The organism is Rubrobacter marinus, assembly GCF_011492965.1.
Classification (GTDB): Bacteria; Actinomycetota; Rubrobacteria; order Rubrobacterales; family Rubrobacteraceae; genus Rubrobacter_F; species Rubrobacter_F marinus.
In genome coordinates this window covers 2057549-2084082 of the sequence record NZ_CP045121.1, presented here as the reverse complement: position 1 = coordinate 2084082, position 26534 = coordinate 2057549, and the positions used below count along the sequence as shown (strand labels likewise).

Here is a 26534-nt window from a genome sequence, read left to right as displayed (position 1 = left end):
AAGTGTGCATGCAGTCCTTCGCGCCGCCCAGGGCGTCACGCGGGACACAGGGTTCCGGCCTCCGACAAGCTCGTTGGCTTCCTACCTCGCTTTCGAGGCCCGATGATCACCCGCCGGCGGCCTTGCGTCATGGGTTACGTTATCCATCTTCGCCTGAGACAAAAGGACCACGGCCGCCTGGTACATTTTCCCCAGGCTCCGACGTTCGGCCCGCGGCCTTACTTATCCGGCCTGCGAAAGACGTCCCGGACGGCGACCGCGAGGTCCCCCATGCCCGTCGGGCGCGCGCTCCGGTCGCCCCGGTGGAGGAACGGGGGAGCGTCCAGCGGTCCTCGTGGGATTGTGTCAGCTCCCTCGCGTCTCGACTTCGGTCGGTACACATACTCCACCCGGAGGGTCGGACGGTCGTGAGGCAGAGAGTCTATGTTCTCGCGGGGCAAATCACCCACGAAAGACCGGTACATCCATCCCGGAGGGGCCGTGCGGAGGTTTCACTTGGCGTAAAGCTCACAAAAAAAGGGTAAAAGCCCACACAAGAAAGTAACATTACACACAGAACCGTAGTCTAAGAGGGGACGTTCCGTGACGATCTATACCAGACCAACCCCCAAGGAGGGTCCCGGCGTGAGGCTAGATCTCACATACACTCCCGCAACCGCGTGTCCGGTCTCCGGAAGGACATCGCCTCGGCTCGGGCCCATTCAGACCGCCACCCCCGGCGAAGCATTTTACGGCCGGGGTGGGGGGTTCGAGCAGCGAACAGGACGAATACGATCGGGTGCTCTGTTCGACCGCCCGGGTGCCCGGGACGAGAGGACCAGGCGTGTTTGACCTTCAGAAGATCCGGGGTGCGGGCCTGGAAAAAGCGGTCCGGCAGGTGCCCGCGGCGGTCACCATCGTCGAGGCCGCCTCGGGGGAGATCATCCTCGCCAACGAAGAGGCGAAGGCCATGATGAGGCGGATCCTGACCGGGCCCGTGCCCCCGAGGGTGGAAGGTTTCAAGGACCTTCGCGACGCCGGTGACTTCAAGCTGTACCGTCCCGACGGAGATGCTTACGAACTCGAAGAGTGGGCCGTGATGAGGTCCATAAGGACGGGCGAGGAGGTGAGCGACGAGGAGTACGACTACGTCGCCGCCGACGGCACCCGGGGCACGATGCGCTGCGACGCCTCGCCCATCTACGACGACGAGGGGCGCGTCGTCGCCGGTGTACTCCTCGTGCGCGACGTGACCGAGGAGAAGCGGGCCGAGGAGAGGCGCCGCTACGACGCAGGCCTGCTGGAGAACGTCCACGACGCCGTCCTGGCCACGGACGCGCGGTTCGTGCTGACGGCCTGGAACAAGGGCGCGGAGCGGATGTTCGGCTGGACGGCCAACGAGGCGCTGGGTCGTTCGATACAAGAGGTGGTCCCCAGGGACTACGGCGACGAGGAACTTGCCCAAGAACTCCAGGAGTTGACCGACACGGGTCGGTGGCGTGGCGAGAGGACCTGGTACCGAAAGGACGGCGCGCCGGTTCAAGCCGAAGGGATAACCGTCGCCTTGCGCGGAGGGCAGGACGAAACCACGGGCTACCTGTGCATCATGCGAGACATAAGTGGGCGCAGGGAGGCAGAGGAGAGGCTGCGCGAGAGCGAGGAGCGCTACCGGCGGCTGGTCGAGAACTCCCCGGACGCCATAGCCGTCTTGGCCGAGGGCAGCATCGCCTTCGTGAGCCCCGCCGGGGCGAGGCTCGTCGGCGCGGGAAGCCCGGGCGAGCTTTTGGGCGTGCCCTACCTCGACCTCTTCCACCCGGGCTCGCGGGCGGCTGTGGAAGCGGGGGTATCGCGGGCGCTCGGGGGCGAGACCGTGGGGCCGTTCGAGGCGAGGGCCCTCCGGTCCGACGGGGGGGCAGTGGACGTGGAGGTGTCGGCGATAGCCATCGTCCACGAGGGCGACCCCGCGGTGCAGGTACTCGTCAGGGACGTCACCGAGCGCAAGCGGAACGAGGAGGCGCTCAGAGAATCGAGCCGGCGCACCGAGGACATCCTGGAGAGCGTAACCGACGCCTTCTACGCCCTCGACCACGAGTGGCGCCTCACCTACCTGAACGAGCGGGCGCTGCGCTTCGCCTCGCAACTGGCGGGCGAGGAGTTTACGCGAGATGACCTGATCGGCCGGACGCTCTGGGAGACGCTCCCCGCCATCTTGGGCACCTCGATCGAGGACGAGTACCGTCGCGCCGTCCGCGAGCAGCGGACCGCCGTCTTCGAGTACCCCTACCCTGGCGGCGGCCCGGTCTTCGAGGTGCACGCCTACCCCTCGGAGCAGGGCCTGTCGATCTACTTCCAGGACGTAACGGAGCGCAAGCGGGCCGAGGAGACGGGCCAGGAGCAGACCCGCCAGCAGGCGGTCGTCGCGGACCTGGGTCTCAGGGCGCTGGCGAACGACGGCCTCGGGTCGCTCCTGGACGACACCGTGGCCCTCGTAGCCCGGACCCTGGACGTGGAGTTCTGCAAGATCGTTGAGATCCTGCCCGGAGGCGAGAAGCTGACGCTGCGCGCGGGGTTCGGCTGGCAGGAGGGGCCGTCGGGAGCACGGACGAGATAGACCCCCAAGTCGCCTACACCCTGGACGGGAGCGACCCCGTGATCTTCGAGAACCTGGAGGCGGAGACGCGCTTCGAGCCGGCCCCCATACTCTTGGCGCACGGCGTGGTAAGCGGCATGACCGTCCTCGTCCCCGGCAGGGAGGAGCCCTACGGGGCGCTGGGAGCGCACGCGGGCACCCGCCGGACCTTCTCCGATGAAGACGCGAACTTCCTGCAGGCCGTAGCCAACGTGCTCGCCACGGCGATAGAGCGCGAGAAGGCCGGGAAAGAGCTCGGCGAGGTCAGGGAGGCCGAGCGCAGCCGCATTGCCCGCGACCTGCACGACGAGGCCCTCCAGGACCTGGCCTACGCGATGACCCAGGCCGAGATGGTGCGGGCCGCGCCCGCCGGGGGCGAGACCGCGGACCGGGCGGGCAGGCTGACCGCGGCGCTCAAGCGCGTCGAGCAGCAACTGCGCGTCGCCATCTACGACCTGCGCCTGGAGGCCGAGCACGACAAACCGTTCTCGGGGCTTCTGGATTCGCTCATCGAGCTGCACCGCACCATGGCCCCGAACACCGAGATCAGCCTGGACCTGCGCGACGGGGTCCTCGAAGGACCGCTCGGGACCCCGGGCAGGGAGACCCTGCGCATAGTCGGGAGGCCCTGACCAACGCCCGGCGCCACTCGGGGGCGCGCAACATCGGGATCTCGGTCTCGACCTCGGACGGCAGACTCCTGGCGGAGGTCTCCGACGACGGCCGGGGCACGGACCCGTCGAGGGAGCCGTCCCCCGACGGCGGCATGGGCATAAAGGGGATGCGAGAGCGGGCGCGCGCCCTCGGCGGGGAACTCAGGATCGAGAGCGAGCCCGCGATGGGCACGAAGGTGCGCTTCGAGATGGCCCTGGAGCGGAAGAGAGACGAGCCGGAGTCGGACGTGCGAGTCCTGCTGGTCGAGGATCACGTCGCCGTCCGCGAGGCCGTCGCCGCCTCGTTGGAGCGGGAGACCGGCTTCGAGGTGGTGGGCCAGACCGGTTCGCTGGAGGCGGCCCGCCGGCTGCTCGCCGAAGGGGTCCCGGTGGACGTGGCCGTCGTGGACCTCGGCCTCCCGGACGGCTACGGGGGGGACCTGATCGGGGACCTGCGAGCCGCCAACCCCGAGGCTCAGGCGCTCGTGCTCTCCGCGAGCCTGGACCGCGCCGAGACGGCCCGCGCGGTCCAGAGCGGGGCCGCGGGCGTCCTGCACAAGACGGCCCACCTGGACGAGGTCGTCGGGGCCCTGGAACGGCTCAGGGCGGGCGAGACCCTGATGCCCCTGGAGGAGGTCGTCGAGCTGCTCCGCTTCGCCGGGACCAAGAAGGACGAGGAGTACGAGGCCCGTCAGTCCATAGCGAGCCTCACCCCCGCGAGATGGAGGTCCTGCAGAAGCTCGCGGAGGGCCTCGACAGCGACGGCATCGCCGAGAGGCTGCACATCGCAAAGCGTACGCATCGCAACCACGTGGCGAGCATCCTGATGAAGCTCGGGGTCCACTCCCAACTGCAGGCCCTCGTCTTCGCCGTCCGCCACGGCGCCGTCAAGATCTCCTAGAGTAACCCGCCGAGAACGGTCCGGGAGACGGTTCGCGACCGTCCTCGCGGGAGGGCCGCCCCACCGAGCCGCGCGGCCGGTCGTAGGAGATGGGGAAAATGACCTAGCGAGAATTGAAGGATTTTGTCGTCGCCGGGCGCCGGGGACGGTCGGTAGTCTTGGTTCCCTGCAGGTCGCCTCACGATGGGCGGCCAGGGGCCTCCCGGATGAAAAGTTTCGGGAGGAAAGTCGAGGGGTGCCGACGTTTTCGCCTTCCTTACCCGCTCCACCGGCGGGGCGCCGGTAGCTCTCGCAGGAGAGGCTTCTACAGCTAAGGAGGAGACGTGCGACCGGCAGATCCGCAGAAGATCGACCGTCACGCCCGAAGCGGCGGGACGTTGCGGGCGCGGAGAGCGAGGGAAGATCGGGGAGAGTCGCGCGGGAGTAAAGCACCCGGCGACGACGATGCCGAGACCCCGGACCACGTCATGGAGGACTTCGAGGAGAGTCGGGGAGAGAGAAGGCGAGGAGACGTGGTGATCGGGACGGCAACGCGAGAGACAGAGGGAGCAACCGAGCGGACGCGGTATCGGCCACGGGGGGCGTATTGGCTGATCACGAAGACCGCGAACGGCCGGGTGGAAGTGCTGACCCTCGACTGCGGCACCGGAGGGACCTTGCCGGTCTTCAGCCACGCGGAGGAGGCCGAGATCTTCCTCCATCTCGGGCAAGCGGACGACGAATGGCGGGTGACCGAGATTCGCAACGGGGGTCTCATCTACGTTCTCTGCGGGCCCTACGCATGCGTCAAGGAGGTGGCCCTCGACCCCCTGCCGGAGATGGTGGCCCAGAGGACCGTCGGCCTCGTCACCCTCGCCAGGGACCGTTTCATGGACCACCTCGCGAACGCGAGGTGGCGCTCCCGGTCTTCCGGCCCGGATCAAGCACGGCCTTCGTAATGGAGCCGCAGACGGCGGACCCGCCCCGCTTTTCTCTGACCCCGCATACGTCCTCAGCTCTTGCGACATACTTCTTCTCTGCCGACGAAGCGCGTACTGATCTGCGGACGGCCCGGCCGCGGATGTTCACGGCCCCAGAGGCCCGCGCGGTTCTCACCGATCCGTGAGGGCTAGTCTGGCGGCGAACCCGATCAGCAGCGCGCCCAGGGACCGCTCGATCCAGCGGCGGACGACGGGCGCGGCGAGGATGAGGTCGCGTGCGGCGGCGCTAGCCAGGGCGTAGACGGCGAAGACCGCGAGGGTCATGAGCATGAAGATGCCGCCGAGCCCGATCAGGCGCGCGTCGAAAAATCCGGGGGTGGCGTCGAGAAACTGCGGGAGGAAGGCGAAGAAGAACAGGGTCAGCTTCGGGTTCAGCACGTTCAAGAGTATCCCGCGCCGCACGACCGCGTCCATGCGCTCGATCGGCGCTTCTCCCGCGTCGAGCGGTACCGTGCCGGCCTCCCGGATCATCGACAGGCCCATGAAGACGAGGTAAGCGACCCCCGCCCAACGGACCGCCTCGAACGCGACCGACCCCGCCTGCATGATCCCGGAGAGGCCGAGTATCGCCGCCAGCATGTGGGGGACGATGCCCAGGGTGCAGCCCACGGCCGCGTACAGCCCGCGGCGCCAGCCACCGCCGACCGAGCTAGAGACCGTATAAACCACCCCGGTACCCGGGATCAGGACCACCACGAGCGATGTCAGCAAGAACTCGACGGACATGCCCGGGAGGCTAGTCGTCCCGGGTGGGGCTGTCAAGATTTGGATGCATCGAGCATCTCAACGCGACGCAACTCCGGAACGAGCCGGTGCTCGCCCCGGCTCGCCGTCGTAGCGCAACGGGCCGCCCTCCTCGGCTCGCGCCACCACGGCTCACGAGAACGTCTTCGTCGAGCCTCGCACGACGAGCCGGGTGGGCAGGAGCACCTCTTCCTGGTCTCCGGCGTCTTCCCCGCCGAGCTGTGCCACGAGCTTCCGCCCGGCTTGCAGGCCCTTCTCGACGTGCGGCTGGTGCAGGGTGGTCAGCGGGGGGTTCGAGCGCGCCGCCTCGGGGACGTCGTCGAAGCCGACGACGGAGAGGTCTTCCGGCACGGATAGGCCGATTCGCGCCGCCGCGTCGATGACTCCGAAGGCTAACTGATCGCTCAGGGCCAGGATCGCGGTCGGGCGCGGCTCGCGGGCGAGCAACGCCTCGGCGGCGGCCCTGCCCTCCGTCGGGCTGCTCACGGCGCACTCGTAGACCGGGACGTCGTCCCAGGGGATCCCGGCGGCGCCGGCCGCGGATGCCACGCCCCGCAGCCTGGCTCCGCTCGGCCGAAAGGTGGCGATCCCCCGCCGGTCGGGCTCGACCATGCCGCTCCTCGCCTCGAGCGCCAGCCGGAAAGAGACCACGCCCAGGCGCCGGTGGCCGAGCTCGATCAGGTGCTCGGCCGCCGCCCGGGCCGCCCCCTCGTCGTCTATGTTGATGGCCGGCACCCCATCGACGGGCGGCTGGTCCACGATCACGGCCGGTAGCCGGCGCTCGACGGCCGCTCCGACGAGCGGGTCGTCCGCGGCCATGCTGTGGATGACCACCCCGTCGATCGCCGCCCCCCTTACCACCTCCGCGTCCCTGCTCCGAGCGACCCGCCGGGGAGCAACAGCATCCCGAGACCGGCCTCCTCCACGGCCTCGGAGACCCCTCGAGAAACAACACGGCCGCGGGGTCCGCGAACGCGTAGGAGAGCTTGTCCCTGAACAAGACCCCCACCGCGTTCGCCCGCCGCTGCCTCAAACCGCGCCCGAAGGGATCCGGACCCGCGTAGCCCAGCTTGCGCGCCGCCTCGAACACCCTCTCCCTCAGCCCCGCCGAAAGCTGGTCCGGCCGGTTGTACGCGTTCGACACCGTCGACGGAGAAACCCCCAGCTCCGCCGCAACCTCCTTGACCGTCACACGTCTCCGCTGCGGACTTTTCTCCGCCGCCCGATTGACATCCATGCACCCCATGATAACCTACTGTAACGTTACAGATTAAATCGTTACAGAAGGGAGCGTGACGTGCTCGGAAAGCAGATGATGGAGCTGGCGAGGTTGAAGCGGGCGCGTCTGGCCGCGCTCGTGGTCTTTTTCATTAACGGGTTCGGTTTCGCGAACTGGATCGTGCGCATCCCCACGGTGCAGGAGGAGTTGGGGTTGAGCGAGGGTTCGTTGGGGCTGGCGCTCCTCGCGCTCGCGGGCGGGGCGCTCGCGACGATGGTCTTCACGGGCGGCGTGGTGCAGAAGCTGGGCAGCCGGCCCGTGGTGGGTGTGGCGGGTACGGTCTTCGGGCTCTCGCTGGTGCTGCCGGCGCTGGCGCAGAGCCTGCCCGCCCTGGTAGTGGCCCTGCTCGTCGCGGGGGCGTGGCACGGGGCGTTGGACGTCTCGATGAACGCCCACGCCGTGGCGGTGGAGAGGGACTACCGGCGCCCGATCATGTCCTCCTTCCACGCGGCCTTCAGCCTGGGCGGCCTCGCGGGCGCCGCGGGCGGGGGGCTCCTCTCCGCCTACGGGGTGGGCCTCGCGCCGCACCTCGGCGGCGTGGCCGTGGTGAGCGCGCTCGCGCTCGCCGTCTCTTCGAGGGCGCTGCTGCCCCGAGCGCGGATCGCGGGGGCGAAGAGGAGGGGCCGACCTTCGTGCGGCCGAACCGCGCGCTCGCGGGGCTCGGCTTCATAGCCTTCTGCGTGCTGCTGGGGGAGGGCGCGATGGCGGACTGGAGCGCGGTCTACCTCGGCGGGACGCTGGGGTCCGGCCCCGGATTCGCCGCCGCAGGTTACGCCGTCTTCTCCCTGACCATGGCGGCCGGCCGGCTCTGCGGCGACAGGCTCGCGAAGAGCTTCCGGCCCGCAGCGCTCGTGCGCGCGGGCGCTGCCCTCGCCGCCGCCGGGCTCGGGATCTCCCTGGCGGTCGGGCACCCGGTGCTCGCCCTTATCGGCTTCGCCTGCGCGGGGGCCGGGTTCTCGGTCGTCTTCCCCAGCGTGCTGAGCGCCGCCGGGCGCGACGGCGAGATGCCCGCCGGAACGGCGATCGCGGCCGTCTCCACCGCCGGGTACTTCGGCTTCCTCGTCGGCCCCTCGGCGATCGGCTTCGTCGCCGAGCTCACCGGGCTCGGGGCGGCCCTTTTTATCGTCGTGGCGCTGAGCGCCACCGTCGCCGCGATGGCGGGGATCCTGGGACGCGCGCCGCACGCCGCCGAGACGCACAAAGGGACGCAGGAAGTGCCCGCGTAGGGAGAAGACTGACCGTCGGGCGCGGCGAGCGAGCCCACGGAGTACCTCGACGATCCGCGCCGGGAGACCTGGGTCGCATATCGGGTCCTCCCGAGACGGCCGGCAGGTCGGGAGCGTAGAGACCGTAAACGAAAGGACGACGGTATGAACCAGCGACAGTACGCGAGGCACGCTACCACCCGGACGCTCACGCGCCCGGAGCGGCGGGAGAACCCCGGCGTCGAGACGGAGGCCCGCCCGGGTTTCGGCCTCGGCGAGAAGATCACCCTCCGAAACGAGGTACCCGGCTACGGAGGAGCACCCCTGAGCGCCGTTCTGGTCGAAGGTCCGGCCGAGAACGGAAGCGGAAAGGTTCCGGCGGACGCGAAGCTGAAGATCCGGGTGCCCGGCTACGGGCGACGCGTGATCGGGGTTCGGCTCTCGCCGCGCAACGGAGAAAGCGTACCGGGCGACACGGGGCGGCTCCGTCTCGCGGTGCCCGGTTATGGCGGCGTGACCCTCAAGACGAACTTCGGGGGAGCAGGCGTTTCGGCGGGCGGGAGAACGGGAGCCGGAGCTTCCGGTCGATAGGTCCCCGTCGGGCCTCCCACCGGCGCCGGCATGAACCCCGCGCGCACCCTCGGCCCCGGCGTCGTGTCCGCGACGTCCCCCTCCTTGTGGGTCTATCTCTCCGGTCCCGGGAGCCCCGCTCGCCGCTGTCTTTCCCCACAGCCGCCTCCCGACGCAGGGTCGTGACCGCGAAGCTGTTCCACGACGAGCGCTACCCCTCAACCCACGCCACGCACCTGCGCGACGACGAGCCCCGCTGACCCGACAGGGCCTTCGAGAGCCGAACAGGGATAGGTCGCGAGCCGGACGCTCCGCGGCAGGCTGGAGGCGGACCGGCACGCGCGCCTCGACGCCCGGATGGGAGGGCTGGATCCCTCCTCCGTCGGCACCCTGCTCCTCTCTCGCGACCCTCCGTCTCCTGCCGGAGGAGCGCGCCGCGCCGCCGGGCTGGCTCGCCCTCGCGCTGAACGAGCTCGCCCGGGCGCTGGAGCCGCTGGCGGAGGACCCCGAACGTCCGGACGTCAGGCGCCGCGCGAACGACGTGGCGGAGAAGGTGGCGCAGACGGCCACTCGCGCCGAAGCTCGAGGCATCGCCAATACTCGCGTGGCGCTGGCCGCGGAGGGGACCCGCTTGGTAGCCTCGGACGTCGCGAGGTTGGCCGCGCCGGAGAAGGACGGGACGAAAGCCTGAAGCTTTGAGCGACCGTGGCCCGACGCCACCGACGGTAGATCCGGGGCCTACGCCCTTCCGGGTTCCAGGGACTACCGGGCTAGCCGGGGACCGGGGGGAAGGGGTCGGAGGCGGTCTCTTTCGTGCCGTAGGCGCCGTCCGCGGCGGCGCCGGCGGCGAGGAGGACGAGGGCGGCGCGCCCGGCGGGTCGATCGGCGTTGTCCACGGAGGGGACGCCGAGGTCGTTGTACTGAGGTACCTGGCTGCGCCCGTCGCCGGAGGCTTCGGCGCCGACGATGCGCACGTTCGCGCCCTGCCAGACCCGGAACATCGACGCCTCGGCGCTGGCGAGCGCGTTGAGGGTCTCTTCGTCGGCCTCGGGCGGGGGGTTTCCGCCGCCCAGGAACACCACGATCTCGGGTCCGGCGGAGGCCAAGCCCTCCGTGACGGGGTAGGGGCCGATAACGTCGGCCGCCTCCTCGGCGTACTGCTCCTCCGGGGTGGAAGTCCCGCCCGTCGCGGGCGCCGGGGGCTCGAGTTCCGTCACCGAGGTCAGGGTGGCGCCGGAGAGGGCCAGGGCGTCCTGGAGGGCTTCGGCGGTCCCCTCGTCGGCGTACGGGCCGAGGACGAGGGCGACGCTCGTCCCCTCCAGGCGGCCGGAGATCACGGCCTCCGAGACTCCGGCGAGCATGGCGTCGTCCCCGGCGGCGCGCTGCTCCAGCTCGGCTATGCGCTCGTCCTTCTCGTCGAGGCGCGCGCGTTGCCCCTCGAGGTCGGCCCGGATGTCGGAGACCTGGGCCCTCAGCTGCTCGTCGAGGAGGCCGTTGTCCGCCATCGCTATGCCGAGGAGCACCCCGATGGCGAGGGCGAGGAAGACCGAGATCAGGGAGACGACGTGGTAGCGGAGGTCCGGCAACGCTGTGAGCCCCCGCCGCCCCTAAATGCCCAGGAGGAGCCTGAGCTTCAGCGCGAGGAGGCGGAAGATGTCCGCCACCACCTGCGAGCTCGCGGCGACCGCGGAGACGGCGACGAGACCGGCCACGACGAGCCCCACGAGGTGCGCCACCGAGAGCCGCGTCGGGTAGAGCTTCGAGACGCCCTTGGCGTCGACGAGCTTCGGGCCAACCTTCAGGCGCGTCAGAAACGTCGAGGACGCACCCTTGCGGCCCTTGTCCAGAAACTCCGTCAGACCGACGTGCGTGCCGACCGCCACGATAAGCTCCGCCCCGCACTGCTCCGCGAGCAGGATCGCGACGTCCTCCGAGAGCCCGGGCGCCGCCAGCACCCCCGCCTCCCGAACGCCTGCGTTCCGCACGCGAGCGAGCCCGGGCGCCTCGCCCCCGGGGTAGGCGTGCACGAGCACGCGGTCCGCGGCCCTAAGCGCCCCCCCGGAGACCGAGTCCATGTCCCCGAAGACGAGGTCCGGGCGCCGGCCCGTCTCCAACAGGGCGTCGGCGCCGCCGTCGACGGCGAGGATGAAGGGCTTCACGTCGCGAAGGTACGGGCCCAGGGTGGCGAGGTCCTCGCGGTAGTCGTAGCCGCGCGTCACGACGAGGACGTGGCGGCCCCGGATACGGCGCGAGACCTCCGGCGGCACCTCCAGGGTCGAGAACAGAAGGTCGCTCTCCCGGCGCATAAACTCGACCGTGTTCTGCGCGAAGCTCTCCAGGGCGACCCCGACCGTCTCCCGGCTGCTCCTCAGGAGGCGCTCGGCCCCCTCGAAGTCGAGGTGCTCCCCGGTGGCGAGCAGGACGCCGTCCCGGTACACCCCGTCGCCCCTCACCTCGATCTCGTCGCCCGTCTTCAGGCGCTCGAAGACGTCGCCCCCCACGCCGTCGACGATGTGGACCCCGGCGCGCGCCAGGATCACGGGCCCCAGGTTCGGGTAGGAGCCGGTCGCCGAACGCTCCGCGTTTACGACCGCCCCCACCCCCCTCTCCACCAGCGTCTCCGCCGTCACCCGGTCGAGGTTCTCGTGGTCTATGACCGGGATCGTGGACGCGTCGAGGCGGGGCACGATCTCCTTGGTCTTCCTCCCGAGGACCGCCCGCCCGAGGAGGCGGAACTCCTCGCCGTCCCGCCCCCCGCGCAGGATCCGCGAGAGGCGCGTCACCCGCTCGCGTCCCCGCCCGCGACGCCCACGAGAAGCTCCCGCGCGTGGGCGAGGGAGGCCTCGTCCACCCTGCCGGAGAGCATCCGGGCGAGCTCCCTGCGGCGCTCCTCGTCCTCGACCTTGCGGATCCGGGTCGTCGTCCGCCCGTCGGCCTCGGCCTTCTGCACGACGACGTGCGAGGCGGCCTCCGAGGCGATCTGGGGCAGGTGCGTGATCGTGAGGACCTGGTTGCGCCCCCCGAGCTCGCGGAGCTTGTGGCCCACCGCCGTCGCCGTCTCGCCGCCTATCCCGGCGTCCACCTCGTCGAAGACGTACGTGGCCCCCGGCTCGACCCGCCCCTGGGCGAGACGGATCGCGAGCATCACCCGGCTGAGCTCTCCGCCCGACGCGTACTTCCTCACCGGCAGCTCCGGCTCGCCGGGGTTCGGCCGGATCACGAACTCCACCCGCTCCTTCCCCCCGGGCCCGAGCGCCACCGGCAGGAGCTCCGCCCGGAACGTCGTCTTGTCGAGGTTCAGGTCCCCGAGGTTCTCCTGGACCTTGCGGGAGAGCTCCTCCGCGGCCCTCGACCTCCCGGCGGAGAGCACCTCCCCGATCCCCTCCAGCTCGGCCTCGCCCCGCGCGATGCGACCCTCCAGCCCGCGGTCTCCTCCTCGAAGTTCTCCAGGCGCGAGAGGCGCGCGCGGGCCTCCTCCAGGTACCCCCCCACGTCGGGGCCGTACTTGCGCTCCAGGGCTCTGAGGACCTGCAGCCGCTCCTCGACGACCTCCAGCCGGTTCGGGTCGGCCTCGAGGTCGTTCAGGTACGTGGCGAGCTCGTAGGCCACGTCTTCGAGCTCCGCCGAGAGGCCCGCGATGCGCCCCTCCAGCCCCGAGAGCTCCTCGTCGTAGCGCGCCGCCCGCTCCAGCTCGGCCCCGGCGCGCGCCACCGCGTCGGCGGCGCCCCCCTCCTCCCCGGAGAGGGCCGACGACGCGGCGGAGGCCGCGGAGATCAGGTCCGTCACGTTCCTCAGGCGGTCCCTCTCGCGCGTGAGCTCCGCGACCTCGGCCTCGCCGCCGTGCCCGGCCTCCTCGAGCTCCGCGACCTGGTAGCGCAGAAACTCGACCTCGCGCACGCGCGCCTCGGAGTTGCTCCTCAGGTCCGCGAGCTCCCGCCGGTCCCCCTCGACCCTCGCCCACAGCCCGGCGAGCTCGTCCTTCGCCCGCAGCGCGTCCTCGTCCAGAAAGTCGTCGAGGATGCCCATCTGTGCAGCGGGCTCCACGAGGCGCGCCTGGTCCCGCTGCCCGTGGTACGAGACGAGCCTCTCCCCGAGGCTCGAGAGCGCCTTCACCGGCACGGAGACGCCGCCGACAAAGCAGCGCGAGCGGCCCTCCCGCGTCAGGGTGCGCCTGAGGACGAGCCCGTCGTCGGCCTCGATCTCCTCGGCCAGGTCGCCCAGGGACTCCGAGAGCATCTTCTCGGCGATCCCGTCGGGCAGGAAGAACGTCCCCTCGATCGTCGCCCTCTCGGCCCCTGAGCGGACGGCCTCGGCGCGGGCGCGACCGCCGAGGAGCATCTGGAGGGAGGTGGCGAGCAGGGTCTTTCCGGCTCCCGTCTCGCCGGTGATGGCGTTCAGGCCGGGTGCGAGCTCCAGGGTGGCCTCCTCGATAAGGGCCACGTTTTGGACGGAGATCTCGGCTAGCACCTGCGGGTCCCTCCTTACAAGAACGTCCTCCGAACGGCACGCCACCACGTCCACTCGTCGGTCCTGCCTATTCTAACCCGTTCGGGGGAGAGGCTGAGCCTCACGCGCCCCCCTCCGGCACCTCCACCGGGTCCCCGCCGTCCACCGAGACGAGCGCGGGCCGCTCCGTAACCGTCAGCTCGACCACCTGGTCCTCCCCGAGGACGAGCGGGCGGCTAATCAGGGAGTGCGGCGCGATGGGCACGAGCACGTAGCAGGGCACGTCCCCGGAGATGAGCGGCCCGCCGGCCGAGAGCGCGTAGGCCGTCGAGCCCAGGGGCGTCGCGGCGACCAGCCCGTCGCACTGGTACGAGACGAGGTCCTCCCCGGCGACGGAGACCTCGACGGAGGCGATCTGGTGCGGGAGCTTCTTCAGCAGGACGGAGTCGTTGACGGCCAGGCGCGGCTCGCTCTCCCCGGAGATGCGCGTCTCCAGCATGCGGTAGTCCTGCACGTGCAGCCCGCCGTCGAGGATCTTGTCGACGCCCGACTCGATCTCCTCGGGCCGCATCCCGCTCATGAAACCGACCCTCCCGAGGTTGACCCCTACGAGCACCCGGCCCGGGTACATCTTCGAGGCCCGCAGCATCGTCCCGTCCCCCCGAGCACGAAGACGAGGTCGAGCTCCTCGACGCCGCCGTTCCCGCCGAGCCTCCCCGTCGGCCCGGTGAAGCGCTCCACCTCGACCCCCGGGCGGCGAGGACGCCGGTCAGCCTCTCCGAGTACCCCTCGCTCACCTTCGGGTTCGCCACCACCCCGACGCGCCGCACCTTCACGCTTCTTCCACCACCGACAGGATCTCCCCCTCCCCCAAAGTAGTCGCGGACCCCCTCAGCAGATGGACGGGGTACTCCCTGTTGCCGGACTTGCGCCCCGCGACGGGCGAGCGGGTGAGCCCCACGGCGCCGAAGCCCAAAGACGCGAACGCCTCCGCCACGGACCGCACCGCCGCCGCCCGGGCCCCCGCCTCCCGCACGAGCCCCCCGCGCGAGACGCTCTCGGGGCCGGCCTCGAACTGCGGCTTGACGAGCAGCACGGCCTCCCCCATCCCCGGCGTCGTCCGGAGCAGGTTCTCCAGAGCGACGCGAAGCGAGATAAACGAGAGGTCCGCGACGAGGAGATCCGGCGCGAACGGCAGGTCCTCGCCGGAGAGGCGGCGCACGTTCGTCCGCTCCATCACCGTCACGCGACCGTCGTTGCGCAGCCTCCAGTCGAACTGGCCGTAGCCGACGTCGACGGAGAGGACGCGATGGGCCCCCCTCCGGAGCAGCACGTCCGTGAACCCCCCGGTCGAGGCCCCGGCGTCGAGGCAGTCGCGGTCCTCCACCCCGATGCCGAAGGCGTCGAGCGCGTGGTCCAGCTTCTCCCCGGCCCGCGAGACGAACCGGCTGCCGCCCTCGACGCACAGCTCCGCGTCGGCGGCGACCTTCTGCCCGGCCTTGCCCGCTACCTCCCCGCCGACCCTCACGAGCCCCGCGAGGACGAGGGCCTGGGCGCGCGTCCGGCTCTCGACGAGCCCCCTCTCGACGAGCAGGGCGTCGAGCCGGGCGCTCCGCGCGGCCTTAATGGCCCCGGTGCCGGACGAAGAGGGCGAGCTCACGGAGCCCCGAGGTGTCGCCGGGCAGGGTCGAGAGGGAGGCGAGCGCCCGGCCCACGGACTCGTCCGCCTCGCGCCTCGCCCCGTCTAGGCCGTAGACGCCGACAAAGGTGGCCTTCCCCTGCTCGGCGTCCTTCCCGCCGCTCTTGCCCAGGGCCTCGCGCGTCGAGGTGGCGTCGAGGACGTCGTCCACGATCTGGAAACACAGCCCGAGCTCCAGGGCGTAGTCCGAGACCGCCTTCTGCCCCGCCGCGTCCGCCCCGGCGAGGATCGCCCCAATCCGCGCGCTGGACTTGATGAGGGCGCCCGTCTTGAACGTGTGTATGAGGCGCAGGGCCTCGGGGTCTGCAGATCCCCCCACCCCCGTCAGGTCCATGTCCACGACCTGACCGCCGACCATCCCGTTCACCCCCGTGGAGCCCGCGAGCTCCCGGACGACCTCCAGGATCTGCTCGCACGTCCCCTTCTGGTGCACGGTGATGAGCGTCAGCGCCTCGCCGAAGAACGCGTCGCCGGCCAGTATCGCCATCGCCTCGCCGTATTTTTTGTGCGCGGTCGGCCTCCCCCGCCGGAAGTCGTCGTCGTCCATCGCCGGCAGGTCGTCGTGGATCAGGGAGTACGTGTGGATGAGCTCGATCGCCGCGGCGCTCGGCAGCGTAACGGAAGGCTCCGCGCCGAAGACGCGCGCGACCTCCATGCACAGCGTCGGCCGCACCCGCTTGCCCCCGCCGAGCATCGAGTAGCGCATCGCCTCGACGAGCCGCTGCAGCAGCGGCTCCTCGGAGAAGTACAGCGTCTCGAGGTAGCCTTCGAAGGCCACCCGGTGCCCCTCCCAGGGAGAGCCCCCCCCGGAGGTAGCGTCCGGCGTCCCCCCGCTATCCAAAGCTGGCTCGCCGCTCCTCGTGGCCCGTCGGAGCGCCGGCCGGCCCGGACGGCCTCGCGCCGCGCAGCACGCCCCCGACAAACTGCGGGGCCTCCTCGCTGGAGAAGCCCTTCGCGAGCTCCATCCCCTCGTTCACCGCCACCTCCGGCGGCACGTCCTCGACGTAGAGCATCTCGTAGAGGGAGAGGCGCAGGATGTTCCGGTCGATCGCGCTCATCCGCCCGACCGTCCAGCCGACGGCGGCCTCCCCAATACGCTCGTCGAGCTCCTCCCCGCGCTCCTCGACCCCCCGCGCGAGCCGGGCCATGTAGGCGTCGACCTCGCCCCGGTAGGAGCGCCACCTCGCCAAGGCGTCCTCCACGGGACGCCCCGTGACGTCGCTCTGGTAGAGCACGATAAAAGCGTTCTTACGCGCCGTGCGCCGGCTGCTCAAGCCCCTAGTCTCCCCTAGACCCTCGTCAGGTACTCTCTGGTGCGCGTATCCACCCGCACCCTGTCACCGATGTTCACGAAGAGGGGCACCTGCACCACGAGCCCGGTCTCGAGCGTCGCGGGCTTGGACCCGCCGGTCGCCGTGTCGCCCTTGAGGCCGGGGTCCGTCTCCGTCACCTCGAGGTCCACGTGCGCCGGGGGCTCCACCCCTATTACCTCCCCGTCCGCGCTCAGCACCTTTACCTCGCCGTTGGGCACGATGTAGCCCGTGGCCTCGCCGAGCACCTCGGCCGGCACCGCGACCTGCTCGAAGGTCCCCGAGTCCATAAAGTTGTACAGGTCCCCGTCCGCGTACAGGAACGTCATCGCCCGGGTCTCGGTCCTCACCGGATCGAACTTCTCGCCGGCCCGGAAGGTCTTCTCGATGATCGCCCCGGTGTCGATGTTCCTGAGGCGCGTCCTCACGAACGCCCCGCCCTTGCCGGGCTTGACGTGCTGGAAATACAAGATCGTAAAGCGCTTGCCGTCCGACCGGAAGGCCGCGCCGTTTCTGAACTGACTCGTCGAAATCATGAAAACCAAAACTCCCGATACCGCTACCCTACTTCTGAACGTCGCGATATTATCGCACACGCCGTCCCCCGGCTAGCCTCCGCCCGACGCCCCGATGCCCCTCCGCGACAACGCCCCTCCGGCCGTCCCACACCCACGCATCAAGGCGCCTCTCACCCTCCCGAGCGCCTCCATGGGCCGGGAAGAGAGCGGTAGAAAGTGCTCCGTACCGCGCACCACGAAAGCGCCTGGCTGCGACTCGGGAGGCAGAGATCGTTCTGCACGCCTTCCACCCGGCGGGAGGCCCGAAACGGCGAAGCCGCGGCGCGTCCTGCCTGGCAGACGCGCCGCGGCTTCGGCCGGTACCGTGGTTGCGCCTTCCTCACCCGTCGGGGGGGTCCCGCGTGCCGGTGTGTACGCCGAGCCTACCCGCGCTCCCGGACGGGCGGCCCCCTACCCCAGACTGCGCTCCAGCACGTAGCGCACGGCCGCGACGTAGCCCCACTGCCTCATCCCGGCGACGACGGCGTCGACCGCGGGCGAGACGACGGAGTGACGCCGCCAGGTCTCCCTGGCGTGGACGTTGGAGAGGTGAACCTCGACCTTCGGTACGTCCACCGCCTCCAGGGCGTCGTGGAGGGCGTAGGCGTAGTGCGTCCACGCGCCGGGGTTTATGAGGAGACCGTCCGATCCCGCGGCCTCGCGGATAAACCCGACCATCTCCCCCTCGTGGTCCGTCTGCCTGAACTCGAAGTTCACCCCCGGGTACTCGTCCCGCAGCAGGTTCTCGATGTCGTCGAGGGTGAGGGTTCCGTAAACCTCGGGGCGGCGCTTGCCGAGGGTGCCGAGGTTCACGCCGTTGAGGACGTGGACGCTAGCGCCGGTCCTATCGTTCAAGGATGCTCCCGATCGCGGCGCGGGCCTCGCTCGCGGTTACGGGGACGCCGTGGACGGGGCGCCCGATCCCTTCGAGGAGGACGAAGCGGTAGCGCCCCTCGCCGTCCGAGCTCCGCCGCTTCTTGTCGCGGCCCATCGCGTTCAGGACGGCCTCTACGTCCGTGGCGGGCACGCTCAACGGGAGGCCGGCCGCCCGAAGGAGGTCCCGGTGGACCTCGACGAGGTCGGGCCCGAGCTTCTCGTGCGAGAGACGGGCGGCGGCCAGCATGCCGACGGCCACCGCCTCCCCGTGCGGCAGGTCGTAGCCCGCGGCGGCCTCGAGGCCGTGGGCGACCGTGTGGCCGTAGTTCAGGACGGCGCGGAGACCCCTCTCCCTCTCGTCCGCGGCGACCACGGCGGCCTTGTACCGGACGGAGTGCAGGATCAAGCGCCGCAAGGCCTCGGCGTCGCGCTCCCTGGCCGGGCCCAGGTACTCGTGGAGGTCGTCGAAGAACGAGCCGCCAGAGAGGATGCCCATCTTCACCACCTCGGCGAGGCCCTGGGAGAGCTCGCGGTCGGGGAGCGTCAGAAGCCAGTCGAGGTTCGCGGCGACGAGGCGGGGCTGCAGGAACGCCCCGACGAGGTTCTTCCCCTCCGGCAGGTCCAGGCCGACCTTGCCGCCCACGGAGCTGTCCACCATCGCCAGCAGCGAGGTCGGAAGCTGAACGAGGTAGATCCCGCGCATGTAGCTGCTCGCGACGAAGCCCCCGAGGTCCCCGACCACACCGCCCCCGAGGGCGAAGAGCGTGCCGTCGCGCGAGAGCCCGGCCGCGGCGAGGCGGCGCAGGACGGTCTCGTAGACGGCGAGGCTCTTGGAGGGCTCCCCCGCCGGGACGGTTACGACCTCCGAGATCTCCCAACCCGCCCCCGCGAGCGCGCCGACGACGGCGTCGGCGTGGAGCGGTCCCACGGACGAATCGGTGAGTACGGCCGCAGCTCCCGGCGGCAGCGCCTCCGAGACGGCGGCGGAGAGATCCAGGTCAGACTCGACGCGCACCTCGTAGGGTGCGGCCGAGCCGGTGCCGACCGTTACGCTTCCCGCAGGAGGCACCCTCAGGCCGCCTCTGTCCGGAGCCACTCGACGATCTCGTCGGCGACGCGGCGGGGGGGGCGGTCGCCGGGCTCGAGGTGCAGGGAGGCGACCTCCAGGTAGTACGGCAGGCGCTCGGCGTAGCGTCGGGAGAAGTCCTCGAAGCTCGTGCCCCTGAGTGGACGGTTCGGCCCTCGCGTCCTGCGGTAGAGGACGTCGGCGTCCTCCCACAGAAAGACCGTCGGGACCCCTTGCAGCAGGGCGCGGTTGCGCGGGTCGATCACGACGCCGCCGCCGCAGGAGACCACCCTCTCGCGGGGGCCGCCCAGGGCGCGGGAGAGCTCGAGGCGCTCCAGCTCGCGGAAGCGGGGCTCGCCGGCCTCGGCGAAGATCTCCGGTATCGAGAGCCCGGCCCGCTCGGCGATCGCCGCGTCGAGGTCGACGAAGTCCCACTCGAGGTCCCTCGCGACGACGCGGCCGACCGTGGTCTTGCCGCTACCCATGTAGCCGACCAAGGCGAGCGGCCCCCGCACGCGGCTATGCGCCGTTCCCCGCGCCCTTGGCTCGTGCCTCGTCGCGCAGGCGGCCCGTGTAGGCCTCGTAGGCGGCGCGCAGGTCGGTCATGTTGTCGCCGCCGAACTTCTCCAGCATGGCGTCGGCCAGCACGATCGCCACCATCGACTCCCCGACCACCGCGGCGGCCATGACCGCGCAGGAGTCGGCCCTCTCCTTGAAGGCGCGGGCGGGCTCGTAGGTCGAGAGGTCGACCGTCCGCAGGGCCTTCGCGATCGTCGAGATCGGCTTCATCGCGGCGGAGACGACGACGGGCTCGCCGTTCGTCATGCCGCCCTCCAGGCCGCCGGCGCGGTTGGACGAACGGACCAGCTCGCCGTTCTCCAGCAGGATCTCGTCCTGAACCTCGCTGCTCCTCCGGCTCGCCACCCCGAAGCCCATCCCGACCTCGACGCCCTTCATGGCGTTGATGGACATGACGGCGTGCGCGAGCCTCGCGTCGAGCTTGTCGCGCCAGTCCACGTAGGAGCCGAGCCCCGGCGGGACGCCCTCGGCGACGACGACGAACTCGCCGCCCAGGGCGTCGCGGGCGTAGCGGGCCGCGTCGATCTCGGCCTTCATCTTCTCGGTGACCTCCGGGTCCGGGCAGCGGACCTCGGACTCGTCGGCCTTCCCGGCCGCCAGCGCGGCGGCCTCCTTGTCCATCGCGACCGCCCCGATCCGGTAGACCGCGCTGTTGATCTCGACGCCGAACTCGGCGAGGAGCTTGCGCGCTATGCCGCCGGCGGCGACGCGGGCGGTGGTCTCCCGGGCGCTGGAGCGCTCCAGGACGTTCCTCAGGTCGTCGAAGTGGTACTTCTGCATCCCCGGGAGGTCGGCGTGGCCGGGCCTCGGGAGCGTGACCTTCTTGGGCTCCTTCTCGGGCGGCTCCGGGCTCATCCGGTCTTCCCAGTTTGCGTAGTCCTTGTTCCGGACGAGCATCGCTATGGGCGAGCCCAGGGTGTAGCCGTGGCGCACCCCGCCGAGAAACTCGATCTCGTCCTTCTCTATCTTCTGCCGGCCGCCCCGGCCGTAGCCCCTCTGCCTGCGCGCGAGGTCCCGGTTCACGTCCCCCGCGACGAGCCCGAGGCCCGCGGGAACCCCGTGTACCAACGCGACCTCGCCGGGCCCATGCGACTCCCCCGCCGTGGAAAAATCGAACCTCATCTTCCCCGCACACTCCCTCTCTTATGAGACCTAACGAACAAGGCGACCGTCGTCCTCTCGGGCCGTCCGGCTAATATAAACCCTCGACCCCCGCACGAACACCCCGCACGAACACCCCGCGCGAACGACCGTCCCGTAAGCCCCGGCGAAACCCCTCCCGAGGCTCGCTACCGGCCTAGCCCGCCGCCGCTGTCGAAGAGGTTCCCGTTCCCGTCCCCGTCGTCGTACTGACCGGAACCGCCACCGTTGCCGGAGCCTCCGCCGGAGCCGCCGTTGCCGGAACCGCCCCCGTTGCCGCCGCCCCGTTCCCGCCGTTACCGTTGCCGGAGCCGTCGTCGAAGCCCGAATCGCCGGGCGACGTCTGATCCAGGAAGTCGTCTCCGCCGTCGGAGCCCGTCCCGAGCCGGAGTCGGTGCCGTCCCCGGTCCCCGTGCCGGGGTCGGAGCCCGTCCCGCTCCCCGTGCCGTCGTCGACCGGAGGGCTCGTGCCCGTGTCGCTGCCGGTGGTGTCGCCGCCGCCCGCGTCGGCGGGGGGATAAGCTCGCGGAACGGGTCCTTGCTCTCGAAGACGTCGAGGGCCTCGTTGTCGCGGTTCTCCACGCCCGGGGCCGGGGTACCGGAGCCGGCGCCGTCCTCCGGCGCCTGCGCGACCGAGGGCTGCGCGGCCTGGCGGGCGACGCGATCCTCCTCGCTCGGGTCCCCGATGATGACGCCCGCGAGCAGCCAGGCGAAGATGATGAGCGCCAGCGCCGCGAGTACGGGCGGCAGCACCTTGTTGTCCCGGAGCAGGCCGTCGCGCAGGCCGCCGATCGCCTCGGCCACGCGGGAGCCGAAGCTCCGGCGCTCGGGCTCCATAAGCTGGAGGCGGCGGACCATCTTAGGTGGTCCCCCCGGCGGCCGTCGTGCCGCCCTGTGCCGCCGTCGTACCGCCGGTAGGACCGCCGGGGGCGGCGGGGGCGTCCGGGCTCGCGCTGCCGCTCGCGGGCTGCACGTAGGTCTCCGCCAGGATCTCGACCGTCAGGATCTCCTCCGCCCCTGCCACCGTGGTGCTGCCCCCCTCCTCCTCGAGCTCCTCGAAGGTCACCTCGTTGACCGTCACGAGGCGGCTCAGGTTCTTGAGCCGGAACAGAAAGTCCTGCATTTCGAGGTACGTCCCTTCAAAAGACATTGTAATGGGTATGCGCGAGAAGTCACCATCGGCCGGCGCGGCGGCGGCGTCTCCCCCCGCCGTCCCTCCGCCCGCCGCGCCGGGGTCTTCCGGCGTGATCAGGAGCTGGGTCGCGCCCGCCCCCTCGGCGATCTGCTCGATCTGGACGATGAGGGTCGGGATCTCCTCCTGCTCGGGGAGGCGTTTGGAGTACTCGAGGATGTTCCGCTCGATCTGCGGGGCGTTGCGCCGGACGTTCTCGAGCTCGGCGACGCTCTGCTCGAGCTGGGCGCGTTGCTGCTCCTTCTGGGTCCGCTCTTCGTAGGCGGCGAGGTACTGCTGGCGCAGCGGGCTGAAGAGCAAGAAGTAGTAGCCGACCGCGAGGAGCAGCAGGATCAGGAGCCCGAATATCAGGATGTTCCGGTCGTTACGGTCCATACTGGTACTCCACCTCCGAGAAGTCGTCGCGGCCGGCGCGGCTCGCCTGCTGGTCTTCGATCGGCGCCCCGGTGTCGTCCTCGCCCTCGTCGGGCTCGCCGTCCTCCAGGCGCACCTCGTTGCCGTCGTCCCCGACGCGCGTGACAAGCTCGGCGGCGACCTCGAAGGTGATCGCCTCGCTCGCGAAGGTCTCCCGGTCGAGCTCGGCGGTGGTGAGCCGCGTGTTCGCCAGGAAGCGCAGGTTGTTCATCCGCACCATGAAGTCCGAGACGTTCTGGTACTCGGGCTCGGCCACGCCCGTGAAGGTGATGGCCCCCGGCGGCTCGAGGTTCTGCACGTTGGGCGGCTCGACCGGCGGCGTCTGGATGTTGACCGGGGTCGCCTGGCCCACGAAGCTGTCGAGCGCCGTGGCGTCCGGGATCACGAACGCGAGCCCCTGCAAGAACTCGTCCCACGGGAACCGCGTCCGGTAGATGCCGTCGGCGATGGGCTTCTTCGCGTCGAGGCGGGCCTGCAGGTCCGCGTAGGGCTCCAGCTCCTGGATGCGCGCCTGCTGCTGGGCGATGTCCCCGTCGACGGCGGCGATGCGGTCCTGCTCGCTCCCGAGGCGGATAAAGTACAGAAGGTACAGCCCGATCATCACGAGCACGAGGAGCGCCCCGGCGATCAGTAGCGCGCCGATGATGCCGCCCCTCGACGCCGACGGTAGGCCCGGCCGGCGGCCACGCCGCTCGTCGGCCGGGAGAAGGTTGATCCGCCTCACGGCGCAACCCTACGCTTCGTCTGGCTCACGCCTCCTCCAGGGCGAGCCCCAGGGAGACGGCGAGGACGGGCTCCATGACCCTGAGCTGCTCGTCCGGCACGTTGGACTTGTTCCCGGCGAGCTTCTGAAACGGCGCGCCGCGCCGCGTCGGGATGCCGAGCAGCTCCCCGAGGTAGGCGTCGAGACCGTTCACCAGCGCGCCCTCGCCCGAGACGAAGACCTGCGCCACCTCCCGCGAGCCGGGCTGCGAGTAGTGGTACTCGATCGAACGCTGCACGTCCTCGGCGAGCGCCTGGACCGCGTCCTCGAGCCCCCGCCTGACGTCGTACATCAGCGCCGGGTCGAAGTCGTCGTCCCCGCCCGCGCCGTCGTCGTCCATCGCCTCCGGCCCGATCCTGACCTTCGGGTTCATAAGCTGGCGCTCGGCCTCTTCCTCGGGCACGTCGGCGACCTCGGAGACGACCTGGGCGAGGTAGCCCGAGCCCCGGGGATGAAGCGCGTCAGCGTCGGGGTGCCCCCCTGCGCGACCACGAGGTTCGTTATCTCCGTGGCGACGTCGAGCAGCAGGATCGCCCCTCGTCGTCGAAGAGGGCGTTGGGCAGCGTCGAGCGGACGAGCGAGAGGGCCTTCACGTCCACCCCCTGCGGCCTCAGCCCGGCCGTCCGCATCACGGAGGCGAAGCGCCCGATCATGTCCTTCTGCGCCGCCACGATCAGGATGCGGTCGAGGTCGGAGCCCTCCCCCGCGGGCCCGAGCACGACGTAATCGAGGATCGCCTCGTCGACCGGCATGGGGATGTGGTCCTGGGCCTCGAAGTTTATGGCGCCCTTGAGGTCGTCCGGGCTCATCCTGGGAAAGTCCAGGAGACGCACGACGACCTTCTGGTTCGCGACCCCGAGGTAGGCGTTCTTGCCCTTGAACGAGTGCGAGCCCCAGAACTCCTTGAGCTCCGCGGCGAGCAGGTCGTGGTCGGCGACCTCCCCGTCCGCGACGGCGCCTGCGGGAAGCTTCCGGTACCCGACGTGCTGCAGCGTGTAGCCGCCGCCGGACTGCGAGATCTGCACCGCCTTTATCGCCCGCGGTCTATGTCCAGCCCCACGGCCTGCGGCCTGAAACGTCCCATCCCCCTACACCTCCCCGATCAGGGCTAGAAAGAGTTCGCTGTAGGAGCCCCAGATCTCGGACCCCACAAAGGACACGAGGACCCCGCCACCGCGAGGAACACCCGAACGGCAGCGCGGTCCTCCGCCCCATCTTCCCCGTCGCCATGAGGACCCCGGCGACGACCGCCCGAGCAGCGCCCCGAGAAAGACGGCCAACAGGGCGTAGAGCCCGAGAAAGGCCCGAGCATCCCCCCATCTTCACGTCCCCCATCCCCATGCCGCCGGGACGCGCGATGGCGAGCGCGAAGAGCGCCCCCGCCACCCCGATCGTGGAGACGACGTACACCCACCAGCGCGACGGCTCCAGCGCTATGGAGAGCACGAGCCCCACGGCCGTCGCCGGGAAGACGATCGCGTTGGGCAGCAACCTGTACTCGAGGTCCGTCCCGGCGAGCGCGACGAGCACCCCGATCAGGACGAGCGCGGAGACGAGCTCCAGCGAGAGCCCGTAGCGGTAGGCCGCAACCCCGAACAGGAGCCCGGTGAGCCCCTCGACGAGCGGGTAGCGCGGCGAGATGCGCGCCCCGCAGTTGCGGCACTTCCCCCGGAGCAACAGGTACGAGAGGAGCGGCACGTTGTCGAAGCTCTTTATGGGAGCGCCGCACCGCGGGCACTGCGAGCCCGGCCAGGCGATGGACTGGCGCAGGGGGACGCGGTGTATCACGACGTTGAGGAAGCTCCCCACCACCAGCCCGAAGAGCACGGCGACGACCACGATCACGCGTCGGCCTCCACCGCCCGCAGCGGGGGACCTGGACGTCCTCCTCCACGACCGCCCTGCGCCCCACGCTCGCGTTCTGCCCGATCACGGCCCGCACCCCGACCCGCGCCGCCGGACCCACGACCGCCCCGGACGCGAGCCACGACCCGGCCCGACCATCGCGTCCCGATCCACGACGGCCCCGGCCCACGTAACAGTGGCTCCCCACCGAAGAGTCCGGGTGCAAGACCGCGCCCGCCGTGACGACCGTGCCGTCCCCGAGCGTCGCCTCCGACGAGACGTACGCCATCGGGTGTATGGCCGTGAAGAAGCTCGCCCCCAACCCGCGCACGGAGTTGGCTATCCTCAACCGCGCCGCGTTGTCCGTCACGGCCACGATGACGTGTACCTCCTCGACGGAGAGCATGCTCTTCAACATCCCCACGTCCCCGAGCACCGGAAAACCCCGAACGTGAGCCGGAAGCGCAGCGTGAGCGTCGTCGTAGAAGCCGATCACGAGCGACGAAAAACCCGAAGCTACCAGGACATCCAGCGCCAGTCGCCCATAACCGCCGGCCCCGACGATCGCTACCCTGACACCGTCGTCGAGGCCGATTTCTTGAACCTGAACTTGCGGTTGAGGTATGCCAGTACTTGCCCCGGGCTCGGTTATCTCGGTCTCCTCTCCGACACGGTTGGGTGGCCCATGCGTGGCATTCTAGCATCGTGGCATAGGGCTCGCGCTTATCTCTACATGGTGAGTGAATGCGCGAGACTACCCACTACAGGTAGTGCCCACTCAGGACGAAAAAGTGCCCTCCAACCGCCTTCCACGCAAGAAATCCGGTGCCGAGAGCATCTTCGAGCCCGGCGCTTGAAGCTCCAGAACCTCCAACACTCCCTCGCCGCACGCCACCAGAATGTGCTCCTTTGCAGGTAAAATAGTTCCCGGGACTCCTCTTCGAACGTTTTTCTCGGAGATCCTGGCGCGCAGCACCTTGATCGGACCGGACAGATCCGGATGATAGGCGCGTGCTCCTATATGTGGTGTAAGAGCACGGACCCGATCGTGCACCCTTTCGACCGGCTCACCCCACCGTATCACCCTCTCCTCATCCCCGAGTTTAGGTGCGTAGGTGGCCAGATCGTTATCCTGTTCGGTGAGGGTTAGCATTTTTTTGGCGAGGCTAGACATACCCTCTACCACAGCTTTAGCTCCAAGCTCCGCGAGCGCGGCGGTGAGCTCGCCCCCGGTCATGTCGGGCGGGATGGGCGTCCTGAGTTGTAGGGCGAAGGGGCCGGTGTCGAGGCCCTCGTCCATGCGCATCAAGGAGACGCCGGTCTCCCCCTCCCCGCCATGATGGCGCGCTCGATAGGGCGGCGCCGCGGTAGCGGGGGAGCAGGGAGGCGTGGACGTTCCAGGCCCCGAGGGGGCCGCGTAGATGGTATCGGCGCGCAGAATCTGGCCGTAGGCGGCGACGACGAGGGCGTCGTGGGCGGAGATCTCCCCGGCCGCCTCGCCGATGCGGGCGGGCTGAGCCAGCGAGAGCCCCGCCTCGGTGGCGAGCTCCGCGACGGGGCTACGGGTGACCTTCCGGCCCCGGCCCCGGGGCCGGTCGGGCTGGGAGATCACGAGCCCGACCTCGTGCTCGGAGCCCAGGAGGCCCCGCAGGATCGTCGCGGCGAAGCTCGGGGTGCCGGCGAAGGCTAGCTTCATGGGGCGTCGGGG

30 protein-coding genes and 4 pseudogenes are annotated in these 26534 nt (G+C 70.4%); 10 read left to right on the top strand and 24 right to left on the bottom strand.

The features are described from left to right. The first annotated feature begins 823 nt into the window (after window positions 1–823). The 5 genes and pseudogenes from GBA65_RS10695 to GBA65_RS10680 all read left to right on the top strand — a co-directional run bounded on the left by GBA65_RS10695 (window position 824) and on the right by GBA65_RS10680 (window position 5100). Window positions 824–2590, top strand: coding sequence for a PAS domain-containing protein (locus tag GBA65_RS10695; protein ID WP_166396545.1), 1767 nt, complete (start codon window positions 824–826; stop codon window positions 2588–2590). Between the two features lie 38 nt (window positions 2591–2628). After that, window positions 2629–3240, top strand: a complete 612-nt coding sequence (locus GBA65_RS10690) for a sensor histidine kinase (RefSeq protein ID WP_166396544.1) — start codon at window positions 2629–2631, stop codon at window positions 3238–3240. After that, a pseudogene (locus GBA65_RS24265) lies at window positions 3237–3794 on the top strand (response regulator); the annotation flags it as partial. The gene GBA65_RS10690 and the pseudogene GBA65_RS24265, both read left to right, overlap by 4 nt. Before the next feature lie 188 nt (window positions 3795–3982). Next, a pseudogene (locus GBA65_RS26395) lies at window positions 3983–4072 on the top strand (LuxR C-terminal-related transcriptional regulator); the annotation flags it as partial. Window positions 4073–4779: 707 nt separating this feature from the next. After that, entirely contained in the window at window positions 4780–5100 is a 321-nt protein-coding gene (locus tag GBA65_RS10680; RefSeq protein WP_166396543.1) for a hypothetical protein, read from the top strand. A 153-nt stretch (window positions 5101–5253) separates the two neighbouring features. Here the strand turns inward: GBA65_RS10680 and GBA65_RS10675 are convergent, their stop codons facing one another. The 3 genes and pseudogenes from GBA65_RS10675 to GBA65_RS26390 form a co-directional block, all read right to left on the bottom strand. Continuing rightward, window positions 5254–5868, bottom strand: a complete 615-nt coding sequence (locus GBA65_RS10675; RefSeq protein WP_166396542.1) for a LysE family translocator — start codon at window positions 5866–5868, stop codon at window positions 5254–5256. Window positions 5869–6018: 150 nt separating this feature from the next. Then, window positions 6019–6747, bottom strand: coding sequence for a substrate-binding domain-containing protein (locus tag GBA65_RS10670; RefSeq protein ID WP_207956303.1), 729 nt, complete (start codon window positions 6745–6747; stop codon window positions 6019–6021). Window positions 6748–7003: 256 nt separating this feature from the next. Then, a pseudogene (locus tag GBA65_RS26390) lies at window positions 7004–7123 on the bottom strand (helix-turn-helix domain-containing protein); the annotation flags it as partial. 60 nt (window positions 7124–7183) lie between these two features. Here GBA65_RS26390 and GBA65_RS23035 point away from each other — a divergent pair. The 4 genes from GBA65_RS23035 (at window position 7184) to GBA65_RS26385 (ending at window position 9126) form a co-directional block, all read left to right on the top strand. Next, window positions 7184–7837, top strand: a complete 654-nt coding sequence (locus GBA65_RS23035) for an MFS transporter (protein WP_207956302.1) — start codon at window positions 7184–7186, stop codon at window positions 7835–7837. Beyond that, window positions 7798–8391 carry an MFS transporter gene (locus GBA65_RS23030; RefSeq protein ID WP_207956301.1) on the top strand — a complete coding sequence of 198 codons (594 nt, stop codon included), beginning with the start codon at window positions 7798–7800 and terminating at the stop codon, window positions 8389–8391. The genes GBA65_RS23035 and GBA65_RS23030 overlap by 40 nt, the downstream gene beginning before the upstream one ends. A gap of 144 nt (window positions 8392–8535) precedes the next feature. Beyond that, entirely contained in the window at window positions 8536–8961 is a 426-nt protein-coding gene (locus tag GBA65_RS10660; RefSeq protein WP_166396541.1) for a hypothetical protein, read from the top strand. 30 nt (window positions 8962–8991) lie between these two features. Continuing rightward, window positions 8992–9126, top strand: coding sequence for an aquaporin (locus tag GBA65_RS26385; RefSeq protein WP_166396540.1), 135 nt, complete (start codon window positions 8992–8994; stop codon window positions 9124–9126). 584 nt (window positions 9127–9710) lie between these two features. Here the strand turns inward: GBA65_RS26385 and GBA65_RS10650 are convergent. From GBA65_RS10650 to GBA65_RS10560, 19 genes are all read right to left on the bottom strand, one after another. Continuing rightward, window positions 9711–10526 carry a copper transporter gene (locus tag GBA65_RS10650; protein WP_166396539.1) on the bottom strand — a complete coding sequence of 272 codons (816 nt, stop codon included), beginning with the start codon at window positions 10524–10526 and terminating at the stop codon, window positions 9711–9713. Between the two features lie 21 nt (window positions 10527–10547). Further along, a complete protein-coding gene (gene steA, locus GBA65_RS10645; protein WP_228281846.1) occupies window positions 10548–11723 on the bottom strand; it encodes a putative cytokinetic ring protein SteA in 1176 nt (391 codons plus the stop codon). Continuing rightward, window positions 11720–12310 carry a DNA repair protein RecN gene (locus tag GBA65_RS10640; RefSeq protein WP_166396538.1) on the bottom strand — a complete coding sequence of 197 codons (591 nt, stop codon included), beginning with the start codon at window positions 12308–12310 and terminating at the stop codon, window positions 11720–11722. The genes steA and GBA65_RS10640 overlap by 4 nt, the downstream gene beginning before the upstream one ends. Then, complete coding sequence (locus GBA65_RS10635; protein ID WP_166396537.1) at window positions 12238–13407, bottom strand: AAA family ATPase; 1170 nt, start codon at window positions 13405–13407, stop codon at window positions 12238–12240. Before GBA65_RS10635 ends, GBA65_RS10640 begins: the two co-directional genes overlap by 73 nt. A 100-nt stretch (window positions 13408–13507) precedes the next feature. Then, window positions 13508–14035, bottom strand: coding sequence for an NAD(+)/NADH kinase (locus GBA65_RS10630; protein WP_166396536.1), 528 nt, complete (start codon window positions 14033–14035; stop codon window positions 13508–13510). A gap of 183 nt (window positions 14036–14218) precedes the next feature. Next, the gene (locus GBA65_RS10625; protein ID WP_207956300.1) at window positions 14219–15046 is read right to left on the bottom strand and encodes a TlyA family RNA methyltransferase; all 828 of its coding nucleotides are present in this window, start codon (window positions 15044–15046) and stop codon (window positions 14219–14221) included. Continuing rightward, window positions 15009–15863 (bottom strand): polyprenyl synthetase family protein, encoded by an 855-nt coding sequence (locus GBA65_RS10620; protein ID WP_228281844.1) that lies wholly within the window; start codon window positions 15861–15863, stop codon window positions 15009–15011. Before GBA65_RS10620 ends, GBA65_RS10625 begins: the two co-directional genes overlap by 38 nt. Window positions 15864–15918: 55 nt before the next feature. Further along, window positions 15919–16359, bottom strand: a complete 441-nt coding sequence (gene nusB / locus GBA65_RS10615) for a transcription antitermination factor NusB (protein ID WP_166396535.1) — start codon at window positions 16357–16359, stop codon at window positions 15919–15921. Window positions 16360–16373: 14 nt separating this feature from the next. Continuing rightward, complete coding sequence (gene efp / locus GBA65_RS10610; RefSeq protein WP_166396534.1) at window positions 16374–16931, bottom strand: elongation factor P; 558 nt, start codon at window positions 16929–16931, stop codon at window positions 16374–16376. A gap of 432 nt (window positions 16932–17363) precedes the next feature. After that, window positions 17364–17807, bottom strand: coding sequence for a type II 3-dehydroquinate dehydratase (locus GBA65_RS10605; protein WP_166396533.1), 444 nt, complete (start codon window positions 17805–17807; stop codon window positions 17364–17366). Further along, complete coding sequence (gene aroB, locus GBA65_RS10600; RefSeq protein ID WP_166396532.1) at window positions 17797–18924, bottom strand: 3-dehydroquinate synthase; 1128 nt, start codon at window positions 18922–18924, stop codon at window positions 17797–17799. Before aroB ends, GBA65_RS10605 begins: the two co-directional genes overlap by 11 nt. Next, entirely contained in the window at window positions 18900–19391 is a 492-nt protein-coding gene (locus GBA65_RS10595; RefSeq protein WP_207956299.1) for a shikimate kinase, read from the bottom strand. Before GBA65_RS10595 ends, aroB begins: the two co-directional genes overlap by 25 nt. A 22-nt stretch (window positions 19392–19413) precedes the next feature. Then, window positions 19414–20595 (bottom strand): chorismate synthase, encoded by a 1182-nt coding sequence (aroC, locus tag GBA65_RS10590; RefSeq protein ID WP_166396531.1) that lies wholly within the window; start codon window positions 20593–20595, stop codon window positions 19414–19416. Between the two features lie 314 nt (window positions 20596–20909). Continuing rightward, window positions 20910–21470 (bottom strand): hypothetical protein, encoded by a 561-nt coding sequence (locus tag GBA65_RS10585; RefSeq protein ID WP_166396530.1) that lies wholly within the window; start codon window positions 21468–21470, stop codon window positions 20910–20912. A 1-nt stretch (window position 21471) separates the two neighbouring features. Continuing rightward, on the bottom strand, window positions 21472–22179 hold the full coding sequence (locus GBA65_RS10580) for a type IV pilus inner membrane component PilO (RefSeq protein ID WP_166396529.1): 708 nt from the start codon (window positions 22177–22179) through the stop codon (window positions 21472–21474). Next, window positions 22169–22942: a PilN domain-containing protein gene (locus tag GBA65_RS10575; protein WP_166396528.1), complete on the bottom strand. Its 774-nt coding sequence runs from the start codon at window positions 22940–22942 to the stop codon at window positions 22169–22171. Before GBA65_RS10575 ends, GBA65_RS10580 begins: the two co-directional genes overlap by 11 nt. Window positions 22943–22967: 25 nt before the next feature. Next, window positions 22968–23384 (bottom strand): pilus assembly protein PilM, encoded by a 417-nt coding sequence (gene pilM / locus GBA65_RS10570; RefSeq protein ID WP_166396527.1) that lies wholly within the window; start codon window positions 23382–23384, stop codon window positions 22968–22970. Between the two features lie 97 nt (window positions 23385–23481). Then, on the bottom strand, window positions 23482–24006 hold the full coding sequence (pilM, locus tag GBA65_RS10565) for a type IV pilus biogenesis protein PilM (protein WP_166396526.1): 525 nt from the start codon (window positions 24004–24006) through the stop codon (window positions 23482–23484). Window positions 24007–24025: 19 nt separating this feature from the next. Then, complete coding sequence (locus GBA65_RS10560; RefSeq protein ID WP_166396525.1) at window positions 24026–24826, bottom strand: prepilin peptidase; 801 nt, start codon at window positions 24824–24826, stop codon at window positions 24026–24028. Between the two features lie 239 nt (window positions 24827–25065). On the opposite strand from GBA65_RS10560, the gene GBA65_RS24260 reads away from it, so the two are divergent. Further along, the gene (locus tag GBA65_RS24260; RefSeq protein ID WP_228281842.1) at window positions 25066–25281 is read left to right on the top strand and encodes a hypothetical protein; all 216 of its coding nucleotides are present in this window, start codon (window positions 25066–25068) and stop codon (window positions 25279–25281) included. Here the strand turns inward: GBA65_RS24260 and GBA65_RS26380 are convergent. Next, a pseudogene (locus GBA65_RS26380) lies at window positions 25218–25349 on the bottom strand (hypothetical protein); the annotation flags it as partial. The gene GBA65_RS24260 and the pseudogene GBA65_RS26380 sit on opposite strands and share 64 nt — an antisense overlap. 255 nt (window positions 25350–25604) lie before the next feature. After that, a complete protein-coding gene (locus GBA65_RS10550; protein WP_166396524.1) occupies window positions 25605–26522 on the bottom strand; it encodes a methionyl-tRNA formyltransferase in 918 nt (305 codons plus the stop codon). Between the last annotated feature and the right edge of the window lie 12 nt (window positions 26523–26534).